20 protein-coding genes are annotated in these 22,167 nt (G+C 61.1%); 15 read left to right on the top strand and 5 right to left on the bottom strand.

Features of this window, described 5'->3' with window-relative positions:
- Positions 1 to 54: 54 nt before the first annotated feature.
- Both AOA61_RS05365 and dinG read right to left on the bottom strand, forming a co-directional pair.
- Positions 55 to 2,352 carry a beta-galactosidase gene (locus tag AOA61_RS05365; protein ID WP_032891597.1) on the bottom strand — a complete coding sequence of 766 codons (2,298 nt, stop codon included), beginning with the start codon at positions 2,350 to 2,352 and terminating at the stop codon, positions 55 to 57.
- 88 nt (positions 2,353 to 2,440) lie between these two features.
- Complete coding sequence (dinG, locus tag AOA61_RS05360; RefSeq protein ID WP_032891598.1) at positions 2,441 to 4,585, bottom strand: ATP-dependent DNA helicase DinG; 2,145 nt, start codon at positions 4,583 to 4,585, stop codon at positions 2,441 to 2,443.
- 99 nt (positions 4,586 to 4,684) lie between these two features.
- On the opposite strand from dinG, the gene AOA61_RS05355 reads away from it, so the two are divergent.
- A complete protein-coding gene (locus AOA61_RS05355) occupies positions 4,685 to 5,149 on the top strand; it encodes a CopD family protein (RefSeq protein ID WP_099601285.1) in 465 nt (154 codons plus the stop codon).
- Between the two features lie 76 nt (positions 5,150 to 5,225).
- On the opposite strand, the gene AOA61_RS05350 is transcribed toward AOA61_RS05355, so the two are convergent.
- Positions 5,226 to 5,984 carry a hypothetical protein gene (locus AOA61_RS05350; RefSeq protein ID WP_032891600.1) on the bottom strand — a complete coding sequence of 253 codons (759 nt, stop codon included), beginning with the start codon at positions 5,982 to 5,984 and terminating at the stop codon, positions 5,226 to 5,228.
- 244 nt (positions 5,985 to 6,228) lie between these two features.
- Here AOA61_RS05350 and AOA61_RS05345 point away from each other — a divergent pair, with 244 nt between their 5' ends.
- The 14 genes from AOA61_RS05345 to pdeM all read left to right on the top strand — a co-directional run bounded on the left by AOA61_RS05345 (position 6,229) and on the right by pdeM (position 20,962).
- Entirely contained in the window at positions 6,229 to 6,726 is a 498-nt protein-coding gene (locus tag AOA61_RS05345) for a DUF6231 family protein (RefSeq protein WP_032891602.1), read from the top strand.
- A 4-nt stretch (positions 6,727 to 6,730) separates the two neighbouring features.
- Positions 6,731 to 7,201, top strand: a complete 471-nt coding sequence (locus AOA61_RS05340; protein ID WP_032891604.1) for a YchJ family protein — start codon at positions 6,731 to 6,733, stop codon at positions 7,199 to 7,201.
- 19 nt (positions 7,202 to 7,220) lie between these two features.
- The gene (locus tag AOA61_RS05335) at positions 7,221 to 7,703 is read left to right on the top strand and encodes an LEA type 2 family protein (protein ID WP_032891606.1); all 483 of its coding nucleotides are present in this window, start codon (positions 7,221 to 7,223) and stop codon (positions 7,701 to 7,703) included.
- Positions 7,700 to 7,912, top strand: coding sequence for an SEC-C metal-binding domain-containing protein (locus tag AOA61_RS05330; RefSeq protein ID WP_099601284.1), 213 nt, complete (start codon positions 7,700 to 7,702; stop codon positions 7,910 to 7,912). The genes AOA61_RS05335 and AOA61_RS05330 overlap by 4 nt, the downstream gene beginning before the upstream one ends.
- 180 nt (positions 7,913 to 8,092) lie before the next feature.
- A complete protein-coding gene (locus tag AOA61_RS05325) occupies positions 8,093 to 10,534 on the top strand; it encodes a penicillin acylase family protein (RefSeq protein WP_099601283.1) in 2,442 nt (813 codons plus the stop codon).
- Positions 10,535 to 10,735: 201 nt separating this feature from the next.
- Complete coding sequence (locus AOA61_RS05320) at positions 10,736 to 11,740, top strand: ligase-associated DNA damage response exonuclease (protein ID WP_099601282.1); 1,005 nt, start codon at positions 10,736 to 10,738, stop codon at positions 11,738 to 11,740.
- Positions 11,737 to 13,371: an ATP-dependent DNA ligase gene (locus AOA61_RS05315; protein WP_032891614.1), complete on the top strand. Its 1,635-nt coding sequence runs from the start codon at positions 11,737 to 11,739 to the stop codon at positions 13,369 to 13,371. Before AOA61_RS05320 ends, AOA61_RS05315 begins: the two co-directional genes overlap by 4 nt.
- 229 nt (positions 13,372 to 13,600) lie before the next feature.
- The gene (locus tag AOA61_RS05310) at positions 13,601 to 14,380 is read left to right on the top strand and encodes a transporter substrate-binding domain-containing protein (protein ID WP_032891615.1); all 780 of its coding nucleotides are present in this window, start codon (positions 13,601 to 13,603) and stop codon (positions 14,378 to 14,380) included.
- A gap of 57 nt (positions 14,381 to 14,437) precedes the next feature.
- On the top strand, positions 14,438 to 15,166 hold the full coding sequence (locus AOA61_RS05305; RefSeq protein WP_032891617.1) for an ABC transporter permease: 729 nt from the start codon (positions 14,438 to 14,440) through the stop codon (positions 15,164 to 15,166).
- Positions 15,163 to 15,873 (top strand): ABC transporter permease, encoded by a 711-nt coding sequence (locus tag AOA61_RS05300; RefSeq protein WP_032891620.1) that lies wholly within the window; start codon positions 15,163 to 15,165, stop codon positions 15,871 to 15,873. The genes AOA61_RS05305 and AOA61_RS05300 overlap by 4 nt, the downstream gene beginning before the upstream one ends.
- Before the next feature lie 9 nt (positions 15,874 to 15,882).
- Positions 15,883 to 17,001 (top strand): succinylglutamate desuccinylase/aspartoacylase family protein, encoded by a 1,119-nt coding sequence (locus tag AOA61_RS05295; RefSeq protein ID WP_032891623.1) that lies wholly within the window; start codon positions 15,883 to 15,885, stop codon positions 16,999 to 17,001.
- 13 nt (positions 17,002 to 17,014) lie between these two features.
- Positions 17,015 to 17,779, top strand: a complete 765-nt coding sequence (locus AOA61_RS05290) for an ABC transporter ATP-binding protein (protein ID WP_032891624.1) — start codon at positions 17,015 to 17,017, stop codon at positions 17,777 to 17,779.
- Positions 17,780 to 17,837: 58 nt separating this feature from the next.
- Positions 17,838 to 20,312, top strand: coding sequence for a ligase-associated DNA damage response DEXH box helicase (locus tag AOA61_RS05285; protein ID WP_099601281.1), 2,475 nt, complete (start codon positions 17,838 to 17,840; stop codon positions 20,310 to 20,312).
- Positions 20,309 to 20,962 carry a ligase-associated DNA damage response endonuclease PdeM gene (gene pdeM / locus AOA61_RS05280; RefSeq protein WP_099601280.1) on the top strand — a complete coding sequence of 218 codons (654 nt, stop codon included), beginning with the start codon at positions 20,309 to 20,311 and terminating at the stop codon, positions 20,960 to 20,962. Before AOA61_RS05285 ends, pdeM begins: the two co-directional genes overlap by 4 nt.
- Before the next feature lie 23 nt (positions 20,963 to 20,985).
- Here pdeM and AOA61_RS05275 read toward each other — a convergent pair whose 3' ends face one another.
- Both AOA61_RS05275 and dcd read right to left on the bottom strand, forming a co-directional pair.
- Complete coding sequence (locus AOA61_RS05275) at positions 20,986 to 21,183, bottom strand: hypothetical protein (RefSeq protein WP_010212420.1); 198 nt, start codon at positions 21,181 to 21,183, stop codon at positions 20,986 to 20,988.
- Positions 21,184 to 21,290: 107 nt separating this feature from the next.
- Positions 21,291 to 21,857: a dCTP deaminase gene (dcd, locus tag AOA61_RS05270; RefSeq protein ID WP_003172320.1), complete on the bottom strand. Its 567-nt coding sequence runs from the start codon at positions 21,855 to 21,857 to the stop codon at positions 21,291 to 21,293.
- Between the last annotated feature and the right edge of the window lie 310 nt (positions 21,858 to 22,167).

The following is a 22,167-nucleotide window of genomic DNA, read 5'->3' as shown; positions in this document are numbered from 1 at the left end:
AGTGGCCGACATTGTTCCAGCCCTTGTAGGTTTTGTGAACCCGTCAGCGATCAATCAATGACCGTTGGCGGAGTGCCCACCGGCATGCCCGGCGCCCTGCCCTGCGCCTTTGCCGTCATGCCCAGACTTACCGCCTTCACCTTCACGGACAGCGCTTGCCGCCTTGGCCTTTTCCGCCTCCTTGCCCAGTTGGTCCACCGCCGCCAGGTTGCTTTTACGCACGCTGTCGACAAAGCCCTGATAAGGCACGTCGGTGATGCCCACCAAGCCGAAGTGGCCGTTTTCACCGTCCAGCAAACGGCCGGTCACGGGTTGGTCCAGGTATTGGAACCAGTGCACACCCACAATTGACGGTTCGGCCATGGCTTGCTTGAGGAAGTTGGCGTACGCCGCGCCACGGTCCTCTTCCCTGGCCAACTGGGTCACGCCGCCCCAGAACGGGCCACGATCGGCAGAGCCAAAGTTGAATTCAGTGATCAGCACGGGTTTATCCAACGCGCGCAGCGCAGCGAAGTCGTAACCGTCCTGGGGCTTGAGGGTGTACATGTTGAAGCTCAGCACATCGCAATACTGTGCACACGAAGCCACAGCCTCGGGCGTGCTCACCGCATAGCGACCACCCAGCAACAACTGGTTCGGCGCGTGCCATTTCAGTGAATCGGAGATGGTCTTGAAATAAGCATCGGCAAAGGTTTTCTGGAAGTATTTAAAGTCGGCCTCGATTTCCGGGTGCTCAGGGTTGGGAATCGGTGGTTCAAAGCCTGGATCTTCCATCAGCTCCCAACCCGCCAATTCGATGCCCCAGGCTTTCGACAAGCCTTCTTCATTGCGGTACTTGTCCCGCAATTGTTTGAGGAAAGCGCGTTTGGCTGGAACGTCGGTGGTCATACGCAACGTGCCGTAGGCCAAGGCGTAGCGGGATTTCGGATCATCACCCGGCCCTGCCCAGGCCAGTTCGTTATCGGCAAAGAAGCCGATCAGCCACGGGTCGTCGCGATGGTCGCGGGCAGCAATCGCAACGGCACGCTCGGTCGCCATGGCGAAGCGTGGGTCAAACGGATCGGGCATGCCGCCCCACCAGTCGGTGCCGGTGCTGATGCTGGCGTAATCGCCGACGATCGACAGCGGCAAGGTATAGGGGACGCGGTCGGCACGGGCCAAAGCCTCGTCGCTCCAGTTGCCCACGGTGTTGAAACCCCAGGCCTGCAGGCGGTCCAGGGTGTGAGTCACCCAGCGTTTCTGGTCGAAGCCTTCGCCACCATAGGCCCGCTGCAGGTTGGCGCCATAGAAATCGTACCAACGCCCGGCGCCAAAACTGCGCCCCTCACCCGCACCGTTACCGGTGCGGTTATCGCCGCTGCCGTAATACTTATCCAAGGGCTCACCAGCCTTGGGCAACGCCGCAAACATCCATTCACGACCGGCCACGTAGGTCTGGCTGTTATCCGGGGCCACGGTATTGACGCCCAGGGAGTAGAACGGATGGCCCTCAGGCGTTACCAGATACCAGCGGCCGTCACGCTTCTCCGTGTGGAAAAATCCGCTGGCCTTGAATGCAGGGCCTTTGTTCCAGCCACCAAACTTGTCCAATGCGGACTTATCCCGCGCAGCCAGCCAGCCTTGAAGCTGGGTTTGCTCTTTGGCCGCGGCGGCCTTGAGCTGCTCGTCGCTGCTGACCTTCTCTGGCCAACGCGCACGGGTGGATTGGCCATACGTATCCACTAACTCGCTGTAGGCGGCCTTCAATACCGGCTCACTGTCCTGCACACCAAAGCGCTCCAGCAGGATGCTTTGGGCCGCGTTGGGCTTGATCATCGACAACGTCACCGAGACCACCTGGCTGCGGTCGATTTCCCCAGCGCTGCCAGCCAGCAACACACGCTGGCCATCAACAGTAATCGGCATCGGCGGGCCGGCCTTCATGCCCTGACTCAGCGGCGAGTTGGCTTGCAGCGGGATCAGCAGGGTCTGTGCCGGGCCGGCCGGCAGGTCGATTCGACTGACCAACGTCTTGCCGTCACTGCTCTGCACCTTGACGTAAAGGGTCAGCGCCCAGTCCATGGCACTCTGAATACGCAGGCTCATGGCGCTGGACTGCGACCAGTCCCACACCCCCGTCTGCGGGCTAAGCACCAAGCTGGGTTCAGCGGCCGGGTTGAAGGTGATACGGCGCAACACCTCACCTTCGGGGGTTTGCTCGGCGTTGTATTGCGGCAGGCTGGCGTCCTGGGTCGCCACCTTGACCACATCGGCAGGCCGGACGAAGTTGAACAGGGTTTGTTGCCCGGCGGGCGCCGCCATCAAGGGCGCAGCGAACAGCAGGGCAAAAAGGGCGGGCAGCGTGCGAATCATACGAGCAAGGTTCTCCCAAACGGCCGGTGAATGGCCTGATGACATTGATGAGATAGACCACGAAGTGGGCGAATCCGCCCACAGTGGCTTAAGAAATTTCGCGCCGGAACGGCGGTAAAGCATTCAGGATAGCTTTGCCGTAGCGCTGGGTGACCAAACGACGGTCGAGCAAGGTGATGGTGCCGCGGTCTTCTTCCGTACGCAGCAACCGCCCGCAGGCCTGCACCAGCTTCAACGAAGCATCCGGCACCGAGATTTCCATGAACGGGTTACCGCCACGCGCTTCGATCCATTCGGCCAACGCGGCCTCTACCGGATCATCCGGCACCGAGAACGGGATCTTGGCGATCACCACGTGCTCGCAGTACGCGCCCGGCAAGTCGACACCTTCGGCAAAGCTCGCCAGGCCGAACAATACGCTGGAGTCCCCGCCGTCGACGCGCGCCTTGTGCTTATTCAGGGTTTCCTGCTTGGACAGGTTGCCCTGGATAAACACCTGCTTGCGCCAGTCGCGGTCGAGGCCGTCGAACACGTCCTGCATCTGCTTGCGCGACGAGAACAGCACCAGCGTGCCCCGAGAGCCTTCGACCAAGCCCGGCAAGTCACGAATGATCGCGGCAGTATGGGCCGGCGCGTCCCGAGGATCGGCCTTGAGGTCCGGCACCCGTAACACACCGGCGTCGGCGTGATGGAACGGGCTCGGCACCACGGCGGTGACGGCTTTTTTCGGCAGCCCGGCGCGCATGCGGAACCGGTCGAAAGTGCCCAGGGCCGTCAGCGTGGCGGAGGTGACCAGGCAGCCGTAGGCCACGTTCCACAGATTGCGCCGAAGCATTTCGGCGGCGAGGATCGGGCTGGCATTGACCTCAATATCAAACAGCGCGCCGCTTTCCGACAAGGTCAGCCAACGGGCCATGGGCGGGTTGTCTTCCGGGTCTTCGACGGTAAACGCGGTCCACAGCTCCCAGTTACCTTGGGAACGGGACAACAGGCTGCCGAACAGTGGGTACCACTCCTCGGCCTGGTTGCTGGCGATGCCGATATTGACCTCGCCATCCATGCCTTCCTTGAGCAAATCCGTGAGACGGGTAAACAGGTCAGTCAGGCGTGAAAAGCCTTTCTTCAGTTCAATGCCCATTTCGCGCATATGCTCGGGGATCATCCCGCCGACAAAGCGGTGGCGTGGGCGCTCACGGCCCTCCACATCTTCGCCGGGCTTGAAGTCGGCGACCTGCTCGCAGGCGCTGAACATGAACTGCTGCTGGGTCTTGATCTCCCGCGCCAGCTCCGGCACCTGCTCAATCAGCTTGCCCAAGTCGCCGGGAAGCGGGTGCTGGGCGAGCAATTTGGTGAGGTTCTTCGCGGTGGTTTCCAGCCAGTCGGCGGTGGAACGCAGGCGCGTGTAGTGGGCGAAGTGGCCGATGGCCTTGTCGGGCAGGTGATGGCCTTCATCGAACACATAGAGCGTGTCGCGAGGGTCCGGCAGGACGGCGCCGCCGCCCAGGGCCAGGTCGGCCAGGACCATGTCGTGGTTGGTGACGATTACGTCGACTTTGCCCATGCCCTCGCGCGCTTTGTAGAAAGCGCATTGACCGAAGTTCGGGCAATGGCGGTTAGTGCATTGGCTATGGTCGGTGGTCAGGCGTGCCCAGTCGGCGTCTTCAAGGGCGGTGGGCCAGCTGTCGCGGTCGCCGTCCCATTTATTGCCGGCCAGTTTCTCGATCATGCTGGTAAACAGCTTCTGGCTGACTTCATCAACCTCAATCTTGAAGCCTTCTTCTTCGAACAGCGACGCCGTGGCGGTCTGCGCGTGGCCTTCCTGCAGCAGCACGTCGAGCTTGGACAGGCACATGTAGCGGCCACGGCCCTTAGCCAGGGCAAACGTGAAGTTCAGGCCGCTGTTGCGCATCAGGTCGGGCAGGTCTTTGTAGACGATCTGCTCTTGCAGGGCGACGGTAGCGGTGGCGATCACCAGGCGTTTGCCTGCGGCCTTGGCGGTCGGGATCGCAGCGAGGCTGTAGGCAACGGTCTTGCCGGTACCGGTGCCGGCTTCGACGGCCACGACCGCTGGATCACCTTCGCGGCGACCTTCGTCGTCGGTGTCGATATCCCCGAGGACCTTGGCCACTTCGGCGATCATCAGGCGTTGGCCGTAGCGCGGTTTCAAGCTCTTGGCTTCGAGAAAACGCGAGTAGGCGCCCTGGATCGTGGTTTTGAGTTCAGTGCTGATCATGGATAGTCGGGCGCAAAAAACGCTGGATAAATTTTCAGTGGTTCGGATCGGCCGCTATCATACCCCGCTAATTAATCCCGCGCAGAACGGAGTACCACAATGACCGCGTTTAGCCTCGCTTACACCCTGCATGTATTGGCCGCCCTGGTATGGGTGGGCGGTATGTTTTTCGCCTGGATGATCCTGCGACCCGCCGCCATGGCGGCACTTGAGGGCCCTGCCCGACTCAAGTTGTGGGCAAATGTGTTTCAACGTTTTTTCGTGTGGGTATGGGTGGCGGTGCTGGTTTTGCCGATCAGCGGTGTGGGCCTGCTGCAACTGCGTTTCAGCGGGTTTGAGACTGCACCGCGTTACGTGCAGGTGATGATGGGCTTGTATCTGGTGATGACCGCGTTGTTTATCCGCATCCAGGCGTTGAAATTTCCGGAGTTGAAGGCGGCGGTGGCGGCTGAGGATTGGCCGGTGGGCGCGGCTGCGCTGGGGCAGATTCGTAAGTTAGTGGGGGTTAATCTGATTGTTGGGTTGGTGGTGGTCGCGATTGCTTCGGCTCGGCCGATGTTCTGAGACGACCTTTAGCCCGCTATCGGCAGCAAGCCCCCCACACCCGGAATGCATTCCAAGGTGGGAGGGGCTTGAAGTATCAGAGACGCTGAATAGTCACAGTCCCCGCAGGCCCAACCGGCCCCGGTTGTCCTTCCAAACCAGGACGGCCCTTTTCGCCGCCATCGGCGCGATACACCAGGCAGCCTTTGGATTCCCCGCCTTTGCCCGGTTTGCCCGCTGTACCCGCCAGCCCGCCAGCGCCGCCGTCCACCCAGACCTTGATATGTTCAGCCGGGAAGTCCTTAGGCAACTCCACGCGTACCTGCGCACCCGCGCCCCCCGGCAGGCCATCACCGCCATTATCACCATTGAAACCGCGCCCGGCTGAGCCCCATGTGCAACCCGGGTCCACACCATTGGCACCATCAAGCCCGGCATAACCCTGAGCACCGGCGCCGCCACGGGCATCCACCGACAGCTCTTCAGCCGCCAGCGAATTGATGCGCAAGGTCAGGTCTCGACCGGCTTTCGCAGGTTTTTCATGGGTGCCTGGCGCGCCGCGCGAGGTGATCTGGCTGCCATGTTCCAGTTGCGCATGACCCACCTGCAATTGCAGTCCGACAGCGCCGGGGACAATGGCGATACGTGCATCGCGCCCCAAATGCAGCTCATCGACGGTGACCTGGCTGATGGTCGAGGGGATCAGCAAGGTGCCGTAGTCCGCCACTTCCAAGCGTTCCAGCTGCAACACACTGGTGCTGCTGGGCAGGCGCATCAACGAGTTGGTTTCGACACTGACGCTCTGGGCCAGGGCAACGGGGCTGGCCAACAGAGCCAACAGAAAAACCTTACGCATCATGGGGCTCCTGAGTGTTTTCAAATTTTTCTTTGATCGCACAGTAACGACTTCTACAGGCGATTTGCCAGTGAAGGTTCAAAAAACTTGAAAGGGCGGCGATTAAAGAGAGGATCTGTGCCGCGGAACCCCATCCCCGTATTCATTGAGGATGAACATCAAGGTAGGACTTTTCGCCATCACCTGCTCTAGGCCCACACGCTCAGCCGCGCTAGTCTCTACGGTCCTGATGTGAGGATCTCTGATGACCGCTGGTATTTCTGCCCGTACCCCCCAGCAAGCCCTGGCCGCATTGCTCGATCTGCACCAGCCCAAACGCCTGTTGCTGTTGGGTGCCAGCCAGTTCCCGGCGCTGGATGCCTTTAAGGAAGCGCATCCCGACACCCAAGTGTTTGTGGCAACGCCTGGGCCGTTGCCCGCAGAGCTGGCCGCGCTGCGCTTTGACCTGGCATTGGTGGTCGATTGCCTGGAGCACCTGTCAAAACCCCAAGGCCTGACCCTGCTCGGCGGGATTCGCAACCTCAACGCCAGCCGCATTGCGGTGCTGGTGGACCTGGGCGCCTGCGACTGGAAGGACACCGATTTCTTCTCTCTGGCCCTGCAGGCCGGCGAACGCTTCCAGCGCGATGAGCAGGTGCTGACGCTGTTTACCTACGATCTGCTTGACTATAAACAGGTGCCGGACTGGCTCAATGCCCGCTTCTGGGCCAACCCGGAAAATTTCGGTAAGTATTGGTGGTAACCCAATGAGTACATCCATTTGTCCCTGCGGCAGTGGCAACCTGCTGGATGCCTGCTGCGGCCATTATCACGCCGGTCACCCGGCGCCCTGCGCCAGCGCGTTGATGCGCTCGCGCTACAGCGCCTATGTGCTGGGCCTGGTGGACTATTTGGTGGCGACCACATTGCCCGCGCAACAGGCGGGTTTGGATCGCGAATCCATCAGCGCCTGGAGTGCCCAGAGCACCTGGCTCGGCCTTGAGGTGGAAAGCTCGGAGGTGTTCGGCGGCCAGCCGGAACATGCCTTCGTGACCTTTACTGCGCGCTGGCACGACAGCACCGGCGAACATAGCCACCGCGAACAGTCTTCTTTCGTACAGAATGACGGGCGCTGGTACTTCATCGATCCGACGGTGGAGGTGAAGGCTGGGCGCAATGACGCGTGCCTGTGCGGCAGCGGGCAAAAATTCAAGAAGTGCTGCTCCAGCTACTTCTAACCACAATAGGACCAACGCCATGCTCCGGATCTACAGCTTGATGCTGGCGTTAATCTTCGGTCTAAGCGGCTGCGCTTCGTGGTTCGAGGACGACGCGCCGCCGCCCCACGTCTCTCTGGTTAAGGTCGAAGTGGTGCGGGCCAAGTTGCTGGAACAGAAATTCAAACTGTACTTTCGCGTAGACAACCGCGACGACGCCGACCTGACCGTACGCGGTCTGATCTACAAGGTCACCCTGGATGATTTTGTGCTGACCGAAGGCGAGTCCAACGAATGGCTCACCGTGCCGCCCCGAAGCCATGCGTTTTTCAAAGTTTCCGTACGCACCAACCTCTGGCCGCAGATACGCAGTGTCGTGCAGCTGTTGAAAAAACCCGACCAACCCGTGCCCTATCGCTTGGAAGGCGAGCTCAAAACCGGATTATTCATCGGTTATGACGTGCAGGTGGCCCACAATGGCGTGATAATCCCCGGCGATTTTATTCCGGAGCGACATCAATGACTCAGCAACCCCATGTCCATGGTCCTGACTGCAACCACGATCACGATCACCATGATCACGACCACGGCCACGATCACGGCCATGTCCACGGCCCGAACTGCGGCCACGCTCATCAAGAGCCTGTGCGCAACGCGTTGAAGGACGTTGGCCGCAACGATCCTTGCCCATGCGGCAGCGAGAAAAAATTCAAGAAGTGCCACGGGGCGTAAGCCCGATACTGTAATAGGCGCCCGGCGACGGTTCGGGCATATGAAGGGGCACGGAAAGCCAATCCGCCCAAGTCCTCTTGGGCCGTTCATGAAAATAAGGCTGAGCTCCTGCTTGCGTCGGTTCGCCGCGCTCACTAACGTAGCGCCTTTACTGACGCTACCCCCCGCAGGAGCTTTGCCATGGCCTCGCCAGCCCTCTCACATTTTCTCCCCCGGTTCGGCGTTGCCGCGGCAGTGGCCAGTGCATTAAGCCTGGCCGGTTGCCAGCTCCAGAGCACCCAGGACACCTTGCCGCCCGTTGCGGGCGTACAGCCGATCAAAGGCCTGGCACAAAACGTGTCGGTGCGCCGCAATGCCCAAGGCATGCCGCTGATCGAAAGCAACACATTCCACGACGCACTGTTCAGCCTTGGGTATGTGCACGCCAGTGACCGCATCACCCAGATGGTCACCCTGCGCCTGCTGGCCCAAGGCCGTCTTGCAGAAATGTCCGGCCCAGAGGTGTTGGATGTCGACCGCTTCATGCGTGCGGTCAACCTGAAAAAAAGCGCCGGCGAGCTGTACAACGCCTCATCGCCGCGCCTCAAGCGCTTCTTCGAAGTGTATGCCCGTGGCGTCAACGCCTACCTGTTCCGCTACCGCGACAAGCTGCCGCCGGACCTGGCCCAGACCGGCTACAAGCCCGAATACTGGAAGCCGGAAGATTCGGCGCTGTTGTTCTGCCTGCTGAATTTCAGCGAGTCGGCCAACCTGCAAGAAGAGCTCGCCTCTTTGGTGCTCGCGCAAAAAGTCGGCGTCGACAAACTCGCCTGGCTTACCCCAAGCGCACCGGACGAGCCCATCCCACTGGCCGAAGCCGAGAAGCTCAAGGGTGTGAACTTCAGCCAGATCACCGGTCTGGCGGGGCTGGACACCGTCAGCCAGCAACTGGGCAGCCTCAATGCCCTGGCCGTGACCACGTCGAGCAACTGGGCCATCGGCCCGCAGCGCAGCCGCAGTGGCAAGAGCCTGCTGGCCAACGACCTCGCCGCCCAACCGCAAGCACCGTCGCCATGGAGCTACGTGCAGATTCGCGCCCCGAAATACCAGGCCGTCGGCGCCTCGATTGCCGGCTTGCCAACGCTGCTGTCCGGGTTCAACGGCAAAGTCGCGTGGAGCATGAGCACGGTCAAGGGCGATACCCAGGACCTGTTCCTGGAAAAGGTCAAACGCCAAGGCAACGCGCTGTACTACGAGAACAACGGCAAATGGCTGCCGGCCGGCGTGCGTAATGAAACCTTCTTCGTCAAAGGCCAGCGCTCGACTCGCGAAGTTGTCTACGAAACCCGTCACGGCGCCCTGCTCAACAGCAGCCAGGCGCTCACCAGCGGTCTGGGCCTGGCGTTGCAAACAGCCGACTTTAAAGACGACAAGAGCCTGGATGCGTTCTTCGACCTGTCCCGCGCGCAAAACGTCGCCAAAGCCTCGGATGCGACCCGCGAGATTCGCGCCATTGCCTTAAACATGGTGTTCGCCGACGCCACCAATATCGGCTGGCAGGTCACCGGCCGTTTCCCCAACCGCCGCGAAGGCGAAGGTCTGCTGCCGTCGCCAGGCTGGGATACGCGTTTTGACTGGGACGGCTACGCCGACGCGATGCTGCATCCTTATGACCAGGACCCGGCCCAAGGCTGGATCGGCACCGCCAACCAGCGCACCGCGCCGCGTGGCTATGGCATGCAGTTGTCCAACTCCTGGGACGCCCCGGAGCGCAGCGAGCGCCTGGCGCAACTGGCCAATGCCGGCAAACACGACAGTCGTAGCGTGATCGCCATGCAATACGACCAGACCACCACGTTCGCCGCAAAGCTCAAGACCATGTTCCAGGCACCGGGCATGGCCCAGCCGCTGAAACAGGCGATTGATGGGTTGCCTGCGGCCGAACAGACCAAAGCGCGTGAAGCGCTGAATCGCCTGATGGCCTTCGACGGTCGCCTCGTCGCGACATCCGCCGACGCGGCCCTCTATGAGTTATTCCTGCAGGAAAGTACCAAGCAGATCTTCCTCGACGAACTCGGCCCGGAAAACAGCGCCAGTTGGAAAGCGTTTGTCAGCAACGCCAACCTCTCCTACGCCGCTCAGGCCGACCACTTGCTGAGCCGCGAAGACAGCCCGTTCTGGGACGACGTGCGCACACCGCAGAAAGAAGACAAACCGGCGATCCTGGCCCGCAGCCTCGCGGCCGCGATCACCGCGGGCGACATCCAGCTGGGCGCCGATCACAAGGCCTGGCAGTGGGGCAAGCTGCACAGCACCACCTGGAAGAACACTGCTGGCCAAGTCATTCGCGGCCCGTTGGCGTCCGGCGGTGACCACAACACCTTGAACCCGGCGCCGTATAGCTGGGGCCAGGATTTCAACACCACCCAAGTCCCGGCGCTGCGCATGATCGTCGACTTCGGCCAGGTGGAACCGATGATGGGCCAGGGCGGCATCGGCCAATCCGGCAATCCCGCCAGCCCGAGCTACGCCAATGGCATCGACCCGTCGCTCAAGGCGCAATACCTGAGCTTCCCGATGCAGCCGCAGAACTTTGAGAAGGTCTATGGGAAAGCTCGGTTGACCCTGACTCCAGGCAAATAAACCGGCTTTCTCCTGAAGAAACCGGGTCAAAATGTGGGAGGGTGCTTGCTCCCGATAGCAGTGGGTCAGCCAATACAAATTTGACTGATCCACCGCCATCGGGAGCAAGCACCCTCCCACATTTGGCTCTCTGCATTTAGATAGAACTTCTCCAGGTTCATTCTCCTCCTACTGATAAGCCCATCGCCCACGGCACACACCATGGACCTTGTCATCGCCCGCCCTGAAGGTCTCTATTGCCCCGCCGGTGATTTCTACATCGACCCTTGGCGCCCGGTAGAACGCTCCGTCATCACCCACGCCCACGGCGACCACGCCCGCACCGGCAACCAGCATTACCTGGCCGCCGCGCCCGGCGAAGGCATCCTGCGCTCTCGCCTGGGGCAGGACATCAACCTGCAAACCCTGGCCTACGGCGAGAAACTGCAGCATCACGGCGTGACGTTGAGTTTCCATCCGGCCGGGCATGTGCTCGGCTCAGCCCAGGTGCGCCTGGAATACCAAGGTGAAGTCTGGGTGGCGTCTGGCGACTACAAAGTCGAGCCTGATGGCACCTGCGCGCCCTTCGAACCGGTGCGTTGCCACACCTTTATCACCGAATCCACCTTCGGCCTGCCGATCTACCGGTGGCAGCCCCAGGCGCAGATTTTTGCCGGGATCAACGACTGGTGGCAGGTCAATATCGCCGCCGGCAAGGCCAGCGTGTTGTACTGCTACTCCTTCGGCAAAGCCCAGCGCATCCTGCATGGCATCGACGCCAGCATCGGCCCGATCCTCAGCCACGGCGCAGTCGAACCGCTGAACCGGGTGTACCGCGAGGCCGGCGTCTACATTCCCGAGACGCTCTACGCCGGTGACTTCACCAAGACCGACCCGCTGCTGCGCCAAGCCCTGATCATTGCCCCGCCCTCCGCCGGCGGCAGCAGTTGGATCAAGCGTTTCGGCGACCACAGCGACGCGTTCGCCAGCGGCTGGATGCGCCTGCGCGGCACACGGCGGCGGCGCGGTGTGGACCGAGGTTTTGTGCTCTCGGACCACGCCGACTGGCCCGGCTTGTTGTGGGCCATCGAACAAACCGGCGCGGAACGGGTGATGGTGACCCACGGCTCAGTCGGCGTATTGGTGCGCCACTTGCGGGAAAAAGGCCTGGACGCCCAGGGTTTCACCACCGAGTACGGTGACGACGAAGAAGAGGTCAGCGCATGAAGGCCTTCGCTGAGCTGTACGCCAACCTCGACGCCACCACTTCCAGTAACGCCAAGCTCGCGGCCCTGCAAGCCTACTTCCTGAAGGCGCCGCCTGAGGATGCGGCATGGGCAGTGTATTTCCTGTCCGGCGGACGCCCTCGACAACTGGTGCCGACGCGCCTGCTGCGGGACATGGCCACCGAAGCGTCCGGCATCGAGCCTTGGCTGTTCGAAGAGAGCTATCAGTCGGTGGGAGACCTGGCCGAAACGATTTCCCTGCTGCTGCCGGAATCAACCTACACCTCAGAAGACGGCCTCGCCGTGTGGCTGGAAGAAAAACTCCTGCCCTTGCGCGGCCTCTCACCTCAGGATCTGGCAGAGCGCCTGCCAGCGTTATGGGCACAGCTGGATCAACCGAGCCTGATGGTGTGCATCAAATTGATCACCGGCAGCTTTCGTGTGGGCGTATCCAAATTGCTGGTCACCCGCGCCCTTGCCGCCATGGCCGGGCTGGACAGCAAACGCGTGGCCCAGCGGCTGGTGGGCTACACCGATCTGTCCAACCGCCCGACACCCCAAGGCTACCTCAAACTGATCGCCGCAGAATCGTCCGACGAACATGCGCAACGCGGCGGTCAGCCGTATCCGTTTTTTCTTGCTCACGGGTTGTCGCAGCCGGTAGAGCAATTCGATGCATTGCTTGGCTCCCCAGCCGACTGGCAGGTGGAGTGGAAGTGGGACGGCATTCGAGCGCAACTGGTCAAGCGCGAGGGGCGCCTGTGGGTCTGGTCCAGGGGTGAAGAATTGGTGACTGACCGTTTTCCCGAACTCCACAGCCTGGTAAGTGGCCTGCCCGATGGCACGGTGATCGACGGCGAAATCGTGGTGTGGAAAGAATCAGTGCAACCCTTCGCTCTGTTGCAGCAGCGTATCGGTCGCAAGACCCTGAGCAAAAAAGTCCTTGAGGATGCGCCGGTGGCGGTGCTGGCCTACGACCTGCTGGAACATGCGGGCGACGACTGGCGCAACCACACCCAGGCCGAGCGCCGCGCACAGTTGGAACAGGTGATTGCTGTGTGCAACCAACCGGTATTGCAGCCCTCACCGCTGCTGACGGGTGCAACTTGGCAGGACCTTGCGCAGCAACGCGAAGCCTCCCGCAGCCTCGGCGTCGAGGGCATGATGCTCAAGAATCGCCAAGGCCTGTATGGCGTCGGCCGCACCAAGGACATGGGCCTGTGGTGGAAGTGGAAAGTCGACCCGTTCAGCGTCGACGCCGTGTTGATCTACGCCCAGCGCGGCCATGGCCGGCGCGCCAGCCTCTACAGCGACTACACCTTTGCCGTGTGGGACGGCCCGCCCGGCAGCGAGCGCAGCCTGGTGCCGTTTGCCAAAGCCTATTCCGGACTGACCGACGAGGAGATGCGCAAGGTCGACGCGATTGTGCGCAAGACTACGGTGGAGAAGTTCGGCCCGGTCAGCAGCGTCACGCCAAGTATGGTGTTCGAGCTGGGGTTTGAGGGGATCGCCCTGTCCAAGCGGCATAAAAGCGGGATTGCGGTGCGCTTTCCGCGGATGTTGCGGTGGCGCCAGGACAAGGCGGTAGAGGAAGCCGACAGCCTCGCCACTCTGCAAGATCTCCTGGCCTGACGTAACGCCCGCTCCCAGGTTTTAATTTCCGTATGACTCGTAATGGTGCACTCATTTTCCGATGCCCACTTTCGGGCATCTCCTACACTCAAGATTCCCTCTTCCCACCTTTTAAAACGATCATTCGGAACTATGGTGCAGAAATTGCTACTTGTGTTCCGTCTGACACCGTTCAGTAACAGTCCTAAACGCGCCACAAGCGCTTATCTTGGTTTCCAGGGATTACATAATGAAAAAAGCATTGCTGACCCTTTCTGCACTGGCTCTGTGCATGGCCGCCGGTACCGCGCTGGCCAAGGAATACAAGGAATTGCGTTTTGGTGTCGATCCGTCCTACGCGCCCTTCGAATCCAAAGCTGCTGACGGCAGCCTTGTGGGCTTCGATATCGATCTGGGCAATGCCATCTGTGCCGAGCTGAAGGTCAAGTGCAAGTGGGTCGAAAGCGACTTCGACGGCATGATCCCAGGCCTGAAGGCCAACAAGTTCGACGGCGTGATCTCTTCCATGACCGTGACCCCGGTGCGTGAAAAGGCCATCGACTTCTCCAACGAGCTGTTCTCCGGCCCAACCTCGCTGGTGTTCAAGAAAGGCGCTGGCTTCTCGACACCTGAGTCGCTCAAAGGCAAGTCCGTGGGCTACGAGCAAGGCACCATCCAGGAAGCCTATGCCAAGGCTGTGCTGGACAAGGCCGGTGTGACCACCAAGGCCTACGCCAACCAGGACCAGGTTTATGCTGACCTGACTTCCGGCCGTCTCGACGCTTCCGTACAGGACATGCTGCAAGCCGAACTCGGTTTCCTGAAGTCGCCAGCCGGTGCCGGCTACGAAGTCAGCGCAGCTATTGACGACCCATTGCTGCCGTCGAAAACCGCGATCGGTATCAAAAAAGGTAACACTGAACTCAAGGCGCTTTTGGATAAAGGTATCAAAGCGTTACACGATGATGGCACCTACGCCACTATCCAGAAGAAACACTTTGGCGATCTGAACCTGTACAGCGGCAAATAATGCCCGGGGCGCCCCTCCAGTGGAGGGGCGCTTTTTTATCGCCATAGGTCCTGATTTATGTTCGAAGATCTGTTGCAAACCCTCGGGCTGAGCGCGTTCAGCTTGAAGGGTTTCGGCCCGCTGTTGCTGCAAGGCACCTGGATGACCCTCAAGTTGTCGGTGTTGTCCCTGGCCGTCAGCGTGTTGCTGGGCCTGCTCGGCGCCAGCGCCAAACTCTCCAGCCTGCCCTTCCTGCGCATTCCCGCCCAGCTCTACACCACGTTGATCCGTGGCGTACCCGACTTGGTGCTGATGCTGCTGATTTTTTACAGCCTGCAAACCTGGCTGACCGGCCTGACCGACTTTATGGAATGGGAATACATCGAGATCGACCCATTCAGCGCCGGGGTGATCACCCTGGGCTTTATCTACGGTGCCTACTTCACCGAGACCTTTCGCGGCGCGATCCTTGCCGTGCCCCGTGGCCAGTTGGAAGCCGCCACTGCCTATGGGCTCAAGCGCGGGCAACGCTTTCGCTACGTGACCTTCCCGCAGATGATGCGCTTCGCCCTGCCGGGCATCGGCAATAACTGGATGGTGATGCTCAAGGCCACCGCACTGGTATCGATCATAGGCTTGGCGGACTTGGTCAAGGCGGCCCAGGACGCGGGCAAAAGCACTTATCAGTTGTTTTATTTCCTGGTGCTGGCCGCGCTGATCTACCTGGTGATCACCAGCGTCTCCAACTTTGTCTTGCGCCGTCTTGAACGTCGCTACTCCGCAGGCTCCCGGGAGGCGGTGCGATGATCGAACTCTTGCAGGAATACTGGCGCCCGTTCCTTTACAGCGACGGCCAACACATTACTGGCCTGGCCATGACCATGTGGTTGCTCAGCGCCGCACTGGTGATCGGCTTTCTGGTGTCGATCCCGCTGTCCATCGCCCGCGTGTCGCGCAACCCGCTGGTACGCTGGCCGGTGCAGTTCTACACCTACCTGTTTCGTGGCACACCGCTCTATATCCAGTTGCTGATCTGCTACACCGGCATCTACAGCATCGCCGCCGTGCGCGAACAACCGGTACTGGATGCGTTCTTTCGCGATGCAATGAACTGCACGATCCTGGCCTTCGCCCTTAACACCTGCGCCTACACCACGGAGATTTTCGCCGGGTCCATCCGCAGTATGGCCCACGGCGAAGTCGAGGCGGCCAAGGCCTACGGGCTCAGCGGCTGGAAGCTGTACGCCTATGTGATCATGCCGTCCGCACTGCGCCGTTCGCTGCCGTACTACAGCAACGAAGTGATCCTGATGCTGCATTCGACCACCGTGGCGTTTACCGCGACGATTCCGGACATCCTCAAAGTGGCGCGAGATGCCAACTCGGCGACCTTCATGACCTTTCAATCGTTCGGCATTGCCGCGCTGATCTACCTCGCCGTGACCTTTGCCCTGGTCGGCCTGTTTCGGCTGGCGGAACGTCGCTGGCTGGCCTTTCTCGGGCCGAGCCATTAAGGAGCCTTCATGCGTCATCAGCTACATGAACTGATTGCGCCGGTGCCAGGCACGGCGCGGCAAATCCACAGTTTCCACTTCGGCCCGCAGCAGGCCGCAGGCAAGGTTTACATCCAGTCGTCGCTGCATGCCGATGAGCTGCCCGGCATGCTGGTGGCCTGGCACTTGAAGATGCGCCTCGCCGAATTGGCGGCGGCTGGGCGGCTGTTGAGCGAGATCGTGTTGGTGCCCATCGCCAACCCGGTGGGCCTGGAACAGGTGTTGATGGATATCCCCCTGGGCCGCTACGAGTTGGAGAGCGGGCAGAACTTCAATCGCCTGTTTGTCGACCTCAGTGATGAGGTGGGCAACCAGGTCGAGGCGCTGCTCGGAGATGATCCGCAACACAATGTCGAACTGATTCGCGCCGCATTGAGCACCGCCTTGGCCGGGCAAACCGCCGCAACCCAGTTGCAGTCTCAACGACTGGTACTGCAGCGCCTGGCGTGCGACGCCGACATGGTGCTGGACCTGCATTGCGACTTCGAAGCCGTGGCGCACCTGTACACCACACCAGAGGCCTGGCCGCGGGTGGAGCCGTTGGCGCGCTATATAGGCTCGGAAGCCAACTTGCTGGCCACCGACTCCGGCGGGCAGTCTTTCGATGAGTGCTTCACCCTGGTCTGGTGGCAGTTGCAGCAACGTTTTGCCGGGCGCTTTCCGATTCCCATGGGCAGCTTTTCGGTAACCGTCGAACTGCGCGGCCAGGGCGACGTCAACCACGGCCTGGCCAGCCTCGATTGCCAGGCGATCATCGATTACTTGATTCACTTCGGCGCAATTGCCGGCGACCCGGCACCGCTGCCCGACCTCCCCTACCCGGCCACGCCCCTGGCAGGCGTCGAACCCGTGGCGACGCCGGTGGGCGGCCTGTTGGTGTTCAGCGCCCTGCCCGGTGAATACCTGGAAGCCGGGCAACTGATCGCTGAGATCATCGACCCCATTACCGACCGCGTAACGCCCGTGCACTGCCACAACGCAGGCCTGCTTTACGCCCGTTCGCTACGCCGCATGGCCACTGCGGGGATGGTCATCGGCCATGTCGCAGGCTCAGAGGCCTACCGCAGCGGCTATCTACTTTCGCCTTGAGGATGCACGCCCCATGTACAAATTGACCGTTGAAGGCCTGCATAAAAGCTATGGCGACAATGAGGTGCTCAGAGGTGTCTCGCTCAAGGCCAAGACCGGAGATGTGATCAGCCTGATCGGCGCCAGCGGCTCGGGCAAAAGCACCTTTTTGCGCTGCATCAATTTCCTGGAAACCCCCAACGACGGCGCCATGACCCTCGACGGCAAACAGATCCGCATGGTCAACGACCGCCACGGCATGCGCGTGGCCGACGACGCCGAATTGCAGCGCCTGCGCACGCGGCTGGCGATGGTCTTCCAGCACTTCAACCTGTGGAGCCATATGAGCGTGCTGGAAAACATCACCATGGCCCCGCGCCGGGTATTGGGTTGCAGCAAGAAAGACGCCGAGGACCGTGCTCGCCGCTATCTGGACAAGGTTGGCCTGCCGGCACGGGTGGCCGACCAGTACCCGGCGTTTCTCTCCGGTGGTCAGCAGCAACGCGTGGCGATCGCCCGCGCGTTGGCCATGGAGCCGGAAGTGATGCTGTTCGACGAACCCACCTCAGCCCTGGACCCGGAACTGGTGGGTGAAGTGTTGAAGGTGATCCAGGGGCTGGCTGAGGAAGGCCGCACCATGATCATGGTCACCCATGAGATGAGCTTTGCGCGCAAGGTGTCGAACCAAGTGCTGTTCCTGCACAAGGGCATGGTCGAAGAGCAAGGCGCGCCTGAGGATGTGTTGGGCAACCCGAAGAGCGAGCGCTTGCAGCAGTTCCTGAGTGGCAATCTGAAGTAAACCTTTGCGGTGCCGGGAGGGTCTGTGGGAATAGACCCTCCAGAGCGTCAGGCACCGCATGGCAAAACCCCACGACTTCGCCAAGACATGGTTCGCCGCCAAGGGCTGGAAGCCGTTCGACTTCCAGAAAGCAGTTTGGACGGCGGTCAAAGATGGCCAGTCCGGGCTGCTGCACGCCAGCACCGGCGCCGGTAAAACCTATGCGCTGTGGTTTGCCGCCCTCAATCGCTTCGCCAACATCCGCCCGCCTGCTACGGGCAAACGCAAACCGCCTGCCGAGCCCCTCACCGTCCTGTGGATCACGCCGATGCGTGCGCTGGCCGCCGACACGGCTCGCGCCCTTGAAGCGCCGCTGGCGACCTTGCAGATTCCCTGGAGTGTCGGCCTGCGCACGGGCGATACCAGCAGCAGCGAGCGCGCCCGGCAAACCCGCCGCCAACCCACCGCACTGATCACCACCCCGGAAAGCCTGACGCTGATGCTCGCCCGCGCCGACAGCGAGTCGAGCCTGGCGCACCTGCGCATGGTGGTGGTGGATGAATGGCATGAGCTGATCGGTAACAAGCGCGGCGTGCAGTTGCAATTGGCGTTGGCGAGGCTGCGGCGCTGGCATCCGGATCTGATGGTGTGGGGCATTTCGGCGACCCTGGGTAATCAGGCCCACGCGCTTGAGGTTTTGGTCCCACAAGGCGGTGCAATCAATGTGCAGGGCCAAACGGCCAAATCCCTAAAAGTCGACACCTTGTTGCCGCTGGTTACCGAGCGTTTTCCCTGGGCCGGGCATATCGGTTTGAAGATGTTGCCGCAGGTGGTCGCCGAGGTGGAGGCCAGCAGCAGTTGCCTGGTGTTTACCAACACGCGGGCGCAGTCGGAAATCTGGTACCAGGCCTTACTGGAGGCGCGGCCCGATTGGGCTGGATTGATTGCCCTGCACCACGGCTCGCTGTCCCGGGAAACCCGCGATTGGGTAGAGCGCGCCTTAAAAGACGGCCAGCTTAAAGCGGTGGTGTGCACTTCCAGCCTGGACCTTGGGGTGGATTTTTTACCGGTGGAGCGGGTACTGCAGATCGGTTCGGCCAAAGGTATCGCCCGCCTGATGCAACGCGCCGGGCGCTCCGGCCACGCGCCGGGGCGACCGTCGAGGGTGACGCTGGTGCCGACCCACAGCCTGGAGCTGGTTGAGGCTGCGGCAGCCCAGGATGCAATTGCAGCGCGGCGCATCGAAGCACGCGAATCGCCCTACAAACCGTTGGATGTACTCGTACAACATTTGGTGAGCATGGCCCTGGGCGGTGGCTTTACACCGGATGCCTTGCTGGCGGAAGTGCGCGGCGCCTGGGCGTATCGCGACCTTACGGATGCGGACTGGGCCTGGGCGCTGGGATTTGTGCGCCATGGCGGCTTGTCGCTCACCGCTTATCCGGATTACCGCCGTGTGGAGCCCGACGAGCATGGCATCTGGCGCGTCCCCGACGCTCGGTTGGCTCGGCGCCATCGCATGAGCGTAGGCACCATTGTCAGCGACGCGAGTATCCAGCTGAAGTTCTGGAGCAAAGGCGGCGGCGGCAAGAATCTGGGCAGTGTTGAGGAAGGTTTTATCGCACGGCTCAAGCCCGGCGATGGTTTTCTGTTCGCCGGACGTCTGCTGGAGCTGGTGCGGGTAGAAAACATGACCGCTTACGTACGCCGCAGTACCGCAAAAAAGGCAGCCGTACCGCGCTGGAATGGCGGGCGTATGCCGCTTTCCAATGAACTGGCCCAGGCCGTGGTGGAGCGCTTTGACGCTGCGGCCCATGGGCGTTTCGACGGCCCCGAGATGCGGGCGGTGCAACCGTTGTTGCAGACGCAGTTGCGCTGGTCCGGCCTGCCGACACGGGAACACTTGTTGGCCGAAGTGCTGAAGTCCCGGGAGGGGTGGCATCTGTTTCTATACCCGTTTGCCGGGCGTCAGGTGCATTTGGGGCTGGCGAGTTTGCTCGCCTGGCGGGTCAGCCAAGGGCAGGCGGTGACCTTCTCGATTGCCGTCAATGACTATGGTCTGGAGCTACTGAGCGCCACGCCGTTGGATTGGACAGTGTTGCTGAACGAGACCCTGCTCAGCCCGGCGAATTTGCTGACGGATGTAGCCGCCAGCCTGAATGCCGGGGAACTGGCGCTGCGGCGCTTTCGTGAAATCGCCCGTATCGCCGGGCTGGTGTTTGCCGGTTACCCCGGTGCGCCGAAAAGTACGCGGCAGGTGCAGGCGTCCAGTGGATTGTTCTTTGAAGTGTTCAAGCAATATGACCCGCAAAACCTGTTGCTGGCCCAGGCAGGGGAAGAAGTCCTGCGTGACGAGTTGGATATTCGCCGACTCGAAGAGACCTTGCTTCGGTTATCGGCGCTGAAAATGGATGTGTATGTGATCGAACGCCCAACGCCCCTGGCGTTCCCGCTGCTGGTGGAGCGGATGCGAGAAAGCATGAGTTCGGAAAAACTTTCAGAGCGCATTGCGCGGATGGTCAAAGACTTGGAAAAAGTTGCGGAGAAACGATGACGCATTGCTCGGTGACGCTTGGGGGCGAAGAGCTGTGGTTGCTGGCGGAGAAAGCGGTTTACTGGCCTGCGCGCCAGTGCCTGTTGATTGCCGATGCGCACTTTGGCAAGGCATCGGCCTATCGAAGCCTGGGGCAACCGGTGCCACAAGGCACGACCTCCGACAATCTGCAACGATTGGACCGCGTGTTAAACGCCCTGCCGTGCGCGCAGGTGATCTTTCTCGGCGACTTTCTGCATGGTCCAGGCTCCCACGCCAGCGGCACGCTGAGCGCACTGAGGAGCTGGCGAGCGCGCCACAGCGACCTGGCGATGACCTTAATCCGCGGCAATCACGATAAACGCGCGGGTGACCCGCCTGCCGACTTGAGGATCGAAGTGGTTCCTGAACCCCTGCTGATGGGCCCATTCGCCCTGCAACACGAACCGGACGCCCATGCCAGCCACCTTGTGTTGGCGGGGCATGTGCACCCGGTGTATCGCTTGCGCGGCAAGGGCCGGCAAAGCCTACGCCTACCGTGCTTCCTGCTGAGCTCGAGCGTCAGCCTGTTGCCGGCATTTGGCGCGTTTACGGGCGGATATACCGTGGAGCAAGACAATGATCACCAAATCTTTGTGATTGGCGACCATCAGGTCTGGCCAGTTGGCTGAAACACCGACTGGCCTGGCTGGTATCAAGCGACAGGTGCGGGTGGCGGCTCGTCCGGAAGAGTCGGCTCGCCGGGTTCGGTGGGCTGCGGGTAATCCGGCTCGGGTTGGCCAGGGATGCCGCCCGCATAAGCGGGATCGGCCATCAGGGACCAGGCCAGAACACCAATCTGGTTGGGTTCAAGCCGGGCAAGTTCTGCGCTGATTCGCGGGTCGATCTTCATAAGGTACTCCTCAAGCGTGGCCCGACGCGTTTTGCACGCGCCGAGGCAGTACACCCAATAGAGTCACTTTCTTCGGACTAATTCCCTTTACGCGTAGGACCTTTCGATCAAGCGCGTGGCAAGGTGACGCCGCGCTGGCCTTGGTACTTGCCTGCGCGGTCTTTGTAGGACACTTCACAGGCCTCATCAGACTGAAGGAACAGCATCTGCGCTACGCCTTCGTTGGCGTAGATCTTGGCCGGCAGCGTGGTGGTGTTGGAGAACTCCAGGGTCACGTGACCTTCCCACTCAGGCTCAAGCGGCGTCACGTTGACGATAATGCCGCAACGCGCGTAGGTGCTTTTACCCAGGCAGATGGTCAGTACGTCACGCGGAATACGGAAGAACTCCACGGTGCGCGCCAGGGCGAAGGAGTTTGGCGGAATGATGCACACGTCGCTCTTGACGTCGACGAAACTCTTTTCGTCGAAGTTCTTCGGATCGACGATTGCCGAGTTGATGTTGGTGAACACCTTGAACTCATCGGCGCAACGTACATCGTAGCCGTAGCTGGAAACGCCGTACGAAATCACTCGGTCATCGCCTTCACCACGAATCTGGCGCTCGACGAACGGTTCGATCATGCCGTGCTCTTGCGCCATGCGGCGAATCCACTTGTCCGATTTGATGCTCATGGCGGGTGTCCTGAATAGCGAGGTGGAAAAATTCTGTGTGGCATCTTACCGGGGCCGGCGTTGGGGTTCAAAGGCCGTGGGGCTTTTCTTGATCAATACCCCGCCGCTTATAAGGCGCAACCAACGGGGCCGGGGCCGAACTGCCGGATCAGGGGTCTGTAAATACCACCGCCAGTCACGAAAATAGAGAAACCTTCGGAAATACCATTGGCACGTTCCGGAAAAAGGGTTAAGGTGGCGCCACTGTGCTGCTTGTGTCACTGAGAATCTCTACACGATATGTTGAATTTCGATCCAACCATCTCCAAGA

Origin of the sequence: Pseudomonas sp. 2995-1 (assembly GCF_002742505.1) — a bacterium.
GTDB lineage: Bacteria > Pseudomonadota > Gammaproteobacteria > Pseudomonadales > Pseudomonadaceae > Aquipseudomonas > Aquipseudomonas sivasensis.
The sequence above is the reverse complement of the archived record's forward strand: the minus strand, read 5'-3'. Positions and strand labels throughout refer to the sequence as shown.

What these genes read in the sequence shown, in the direction of transcription:
- AOA61_RS05365 (WP_032891597.1), bottom strand. Translation starts at nt 2,352, where the DNA reads ATGATTCGCACGCTGCCCGCCCTTTTTGCCCTGCTGTTCGCTGCGCCC.
- dinG (WP_032891598.1), bottom strand. Translation starts at nt 4,585, where the DNA reads ATGATCAGCACTGAACTCAAAACCACGATCCAGGGCGCCTACTCGCGT.
- AOA61_RS05355 (WP_099601285.1), top strand. Translation starts at nt 4,685, where the DNA reads ATGACCGCGTTTAGCCTCGCTTACACCCTGCATGTATTGGCCGCCCTG.
- AOA61_RS05350 (WP_032891600.1), bottom strand. Translation starts at nt 5,984, where the DNA reads ATGCGTAAGGTTTTTCTGTTGGCTCTGTTGGCCAGCCCCGTTGCCCTG.
- AOA61_RS05345 (WP_032891602.1), top strand. Translation starts at nt 6,229, where the DNA reads ATGACCGCTGGTATTTCTGCCCGTACCCCCCAGCAAGCCCTGGCCGCA.
- AOA61_RS05340 (WP_032891604.1), top strand. Translation starts at nt 6,731, where the DNA reads ATGAGTACATCCATTTGTCCCTGCGGCAGTGGCAACCTGCTGGATGCC.
- AOA61_RS05335 (WP_032891606.1), top strand. Translation starts at nt 7,221, where the DNA reads ATGCTCCGGATCTACAGCTTGATGCTGGCGTTAATCTTCGGTCTAAGC.
- AOA61_RS05330 (WP_099601284.1), top strand. Translation starts at nt 7,700, where the DNA reads ATGACTCAGCAACCCCATGTCCATGGTCCTGACTGCAACCACGATCAC.
- AOA61_RS05325 (WP_099601283.1), top strand. Translation starts at nt 8,093, where the DNA reads ATGGCCTCGCCAGCCCTCTCACATTTTCTCCCCCGGTTCGGCGTTGCC.
- AOA61_RS05320 (WP_099601282.1), top strand. Translation starts at nt 10,736, where the DNA reads ATGGACCTTGTCATCGCCCGCCCTGAAGGTCTCTATTGCCCCGCCGGT.
- AOA61_RS05315 (WP_032891614.1), top strand. Translation starts at nt 11,737, where the DNA reads ATGAAGGCCTTCGCTGAGCTGTACGCCAACCTCGACGCCACCACTTCC.
- AOA61_RS05310 (WP_032891615.1), top strand. Translation starts at nt 13,601, where the DNA reads ATGAAAAAAGCATTGCTGACCCTTTCTGCACTGGCTCTGTGCATGGCC.
- AOA61_RS05305 (WP_032891617.1), top strand. Translation starts at nt 14,438, where the DNA reads ATGTTCGAAGATCTGTTGCAAACCCTCGGGCTGAGCGCGTTCAGCTTG.
- AOA61_RS05300 (WP_032891620.1), top strand. Translation starts at nt 15,163, where the DNA reads ATGATCGAACTCTTGCAGGAATACTGGCGCCCGTTCCTTTACAGCGAC.
- AOA61_RS05295 (WP_032891623.1), top strand. Translation starts at nt 15,883, where the DNA reads ATGCGTCATCAGCTACATGAACTGATTGCGCCGGTGCCAGGCACGGCG.
- AOA61_RS05290 (WP_032891624.1), top strand. Translation starts at nt 17,015, where the DNA reads ATGTACAAATTGACCGTTGAAGGCCTGCATAAAAGCTATGGCGACAAT.
- AOA61_RS05285 (WP_099601281.1), top strand. Translation starts at nt 17,838, where the DNA reads ATGGCAAAACCCCACGACTTCGCCAAGACATGGTTCGCCGCCAAGGGC.
- pdeM (WP_099601280.1), top strand. Translation starts at nt 20,309, where the DNA reads ATGACGCATTGCTCGGTGACGCTTGGGGGCGAAGAGCTGTGGTTGCTG.
- AOA61_RS05275 (WP_010212420.1), bottom strand. Translation starts at nt 21,183, where the DNA reads ATGAAGATCGACCCGCGAATCAGCGCAGAACTTGCCCGGCTTGAACCC.
- dcd (WP_003172320.1), bottom strand. Translation starts at nt 21,857, where the DNA reads ATGAGCATCAAATCGGACAAGTGGATTCGCCGCATGGCGCAAGAGCAC.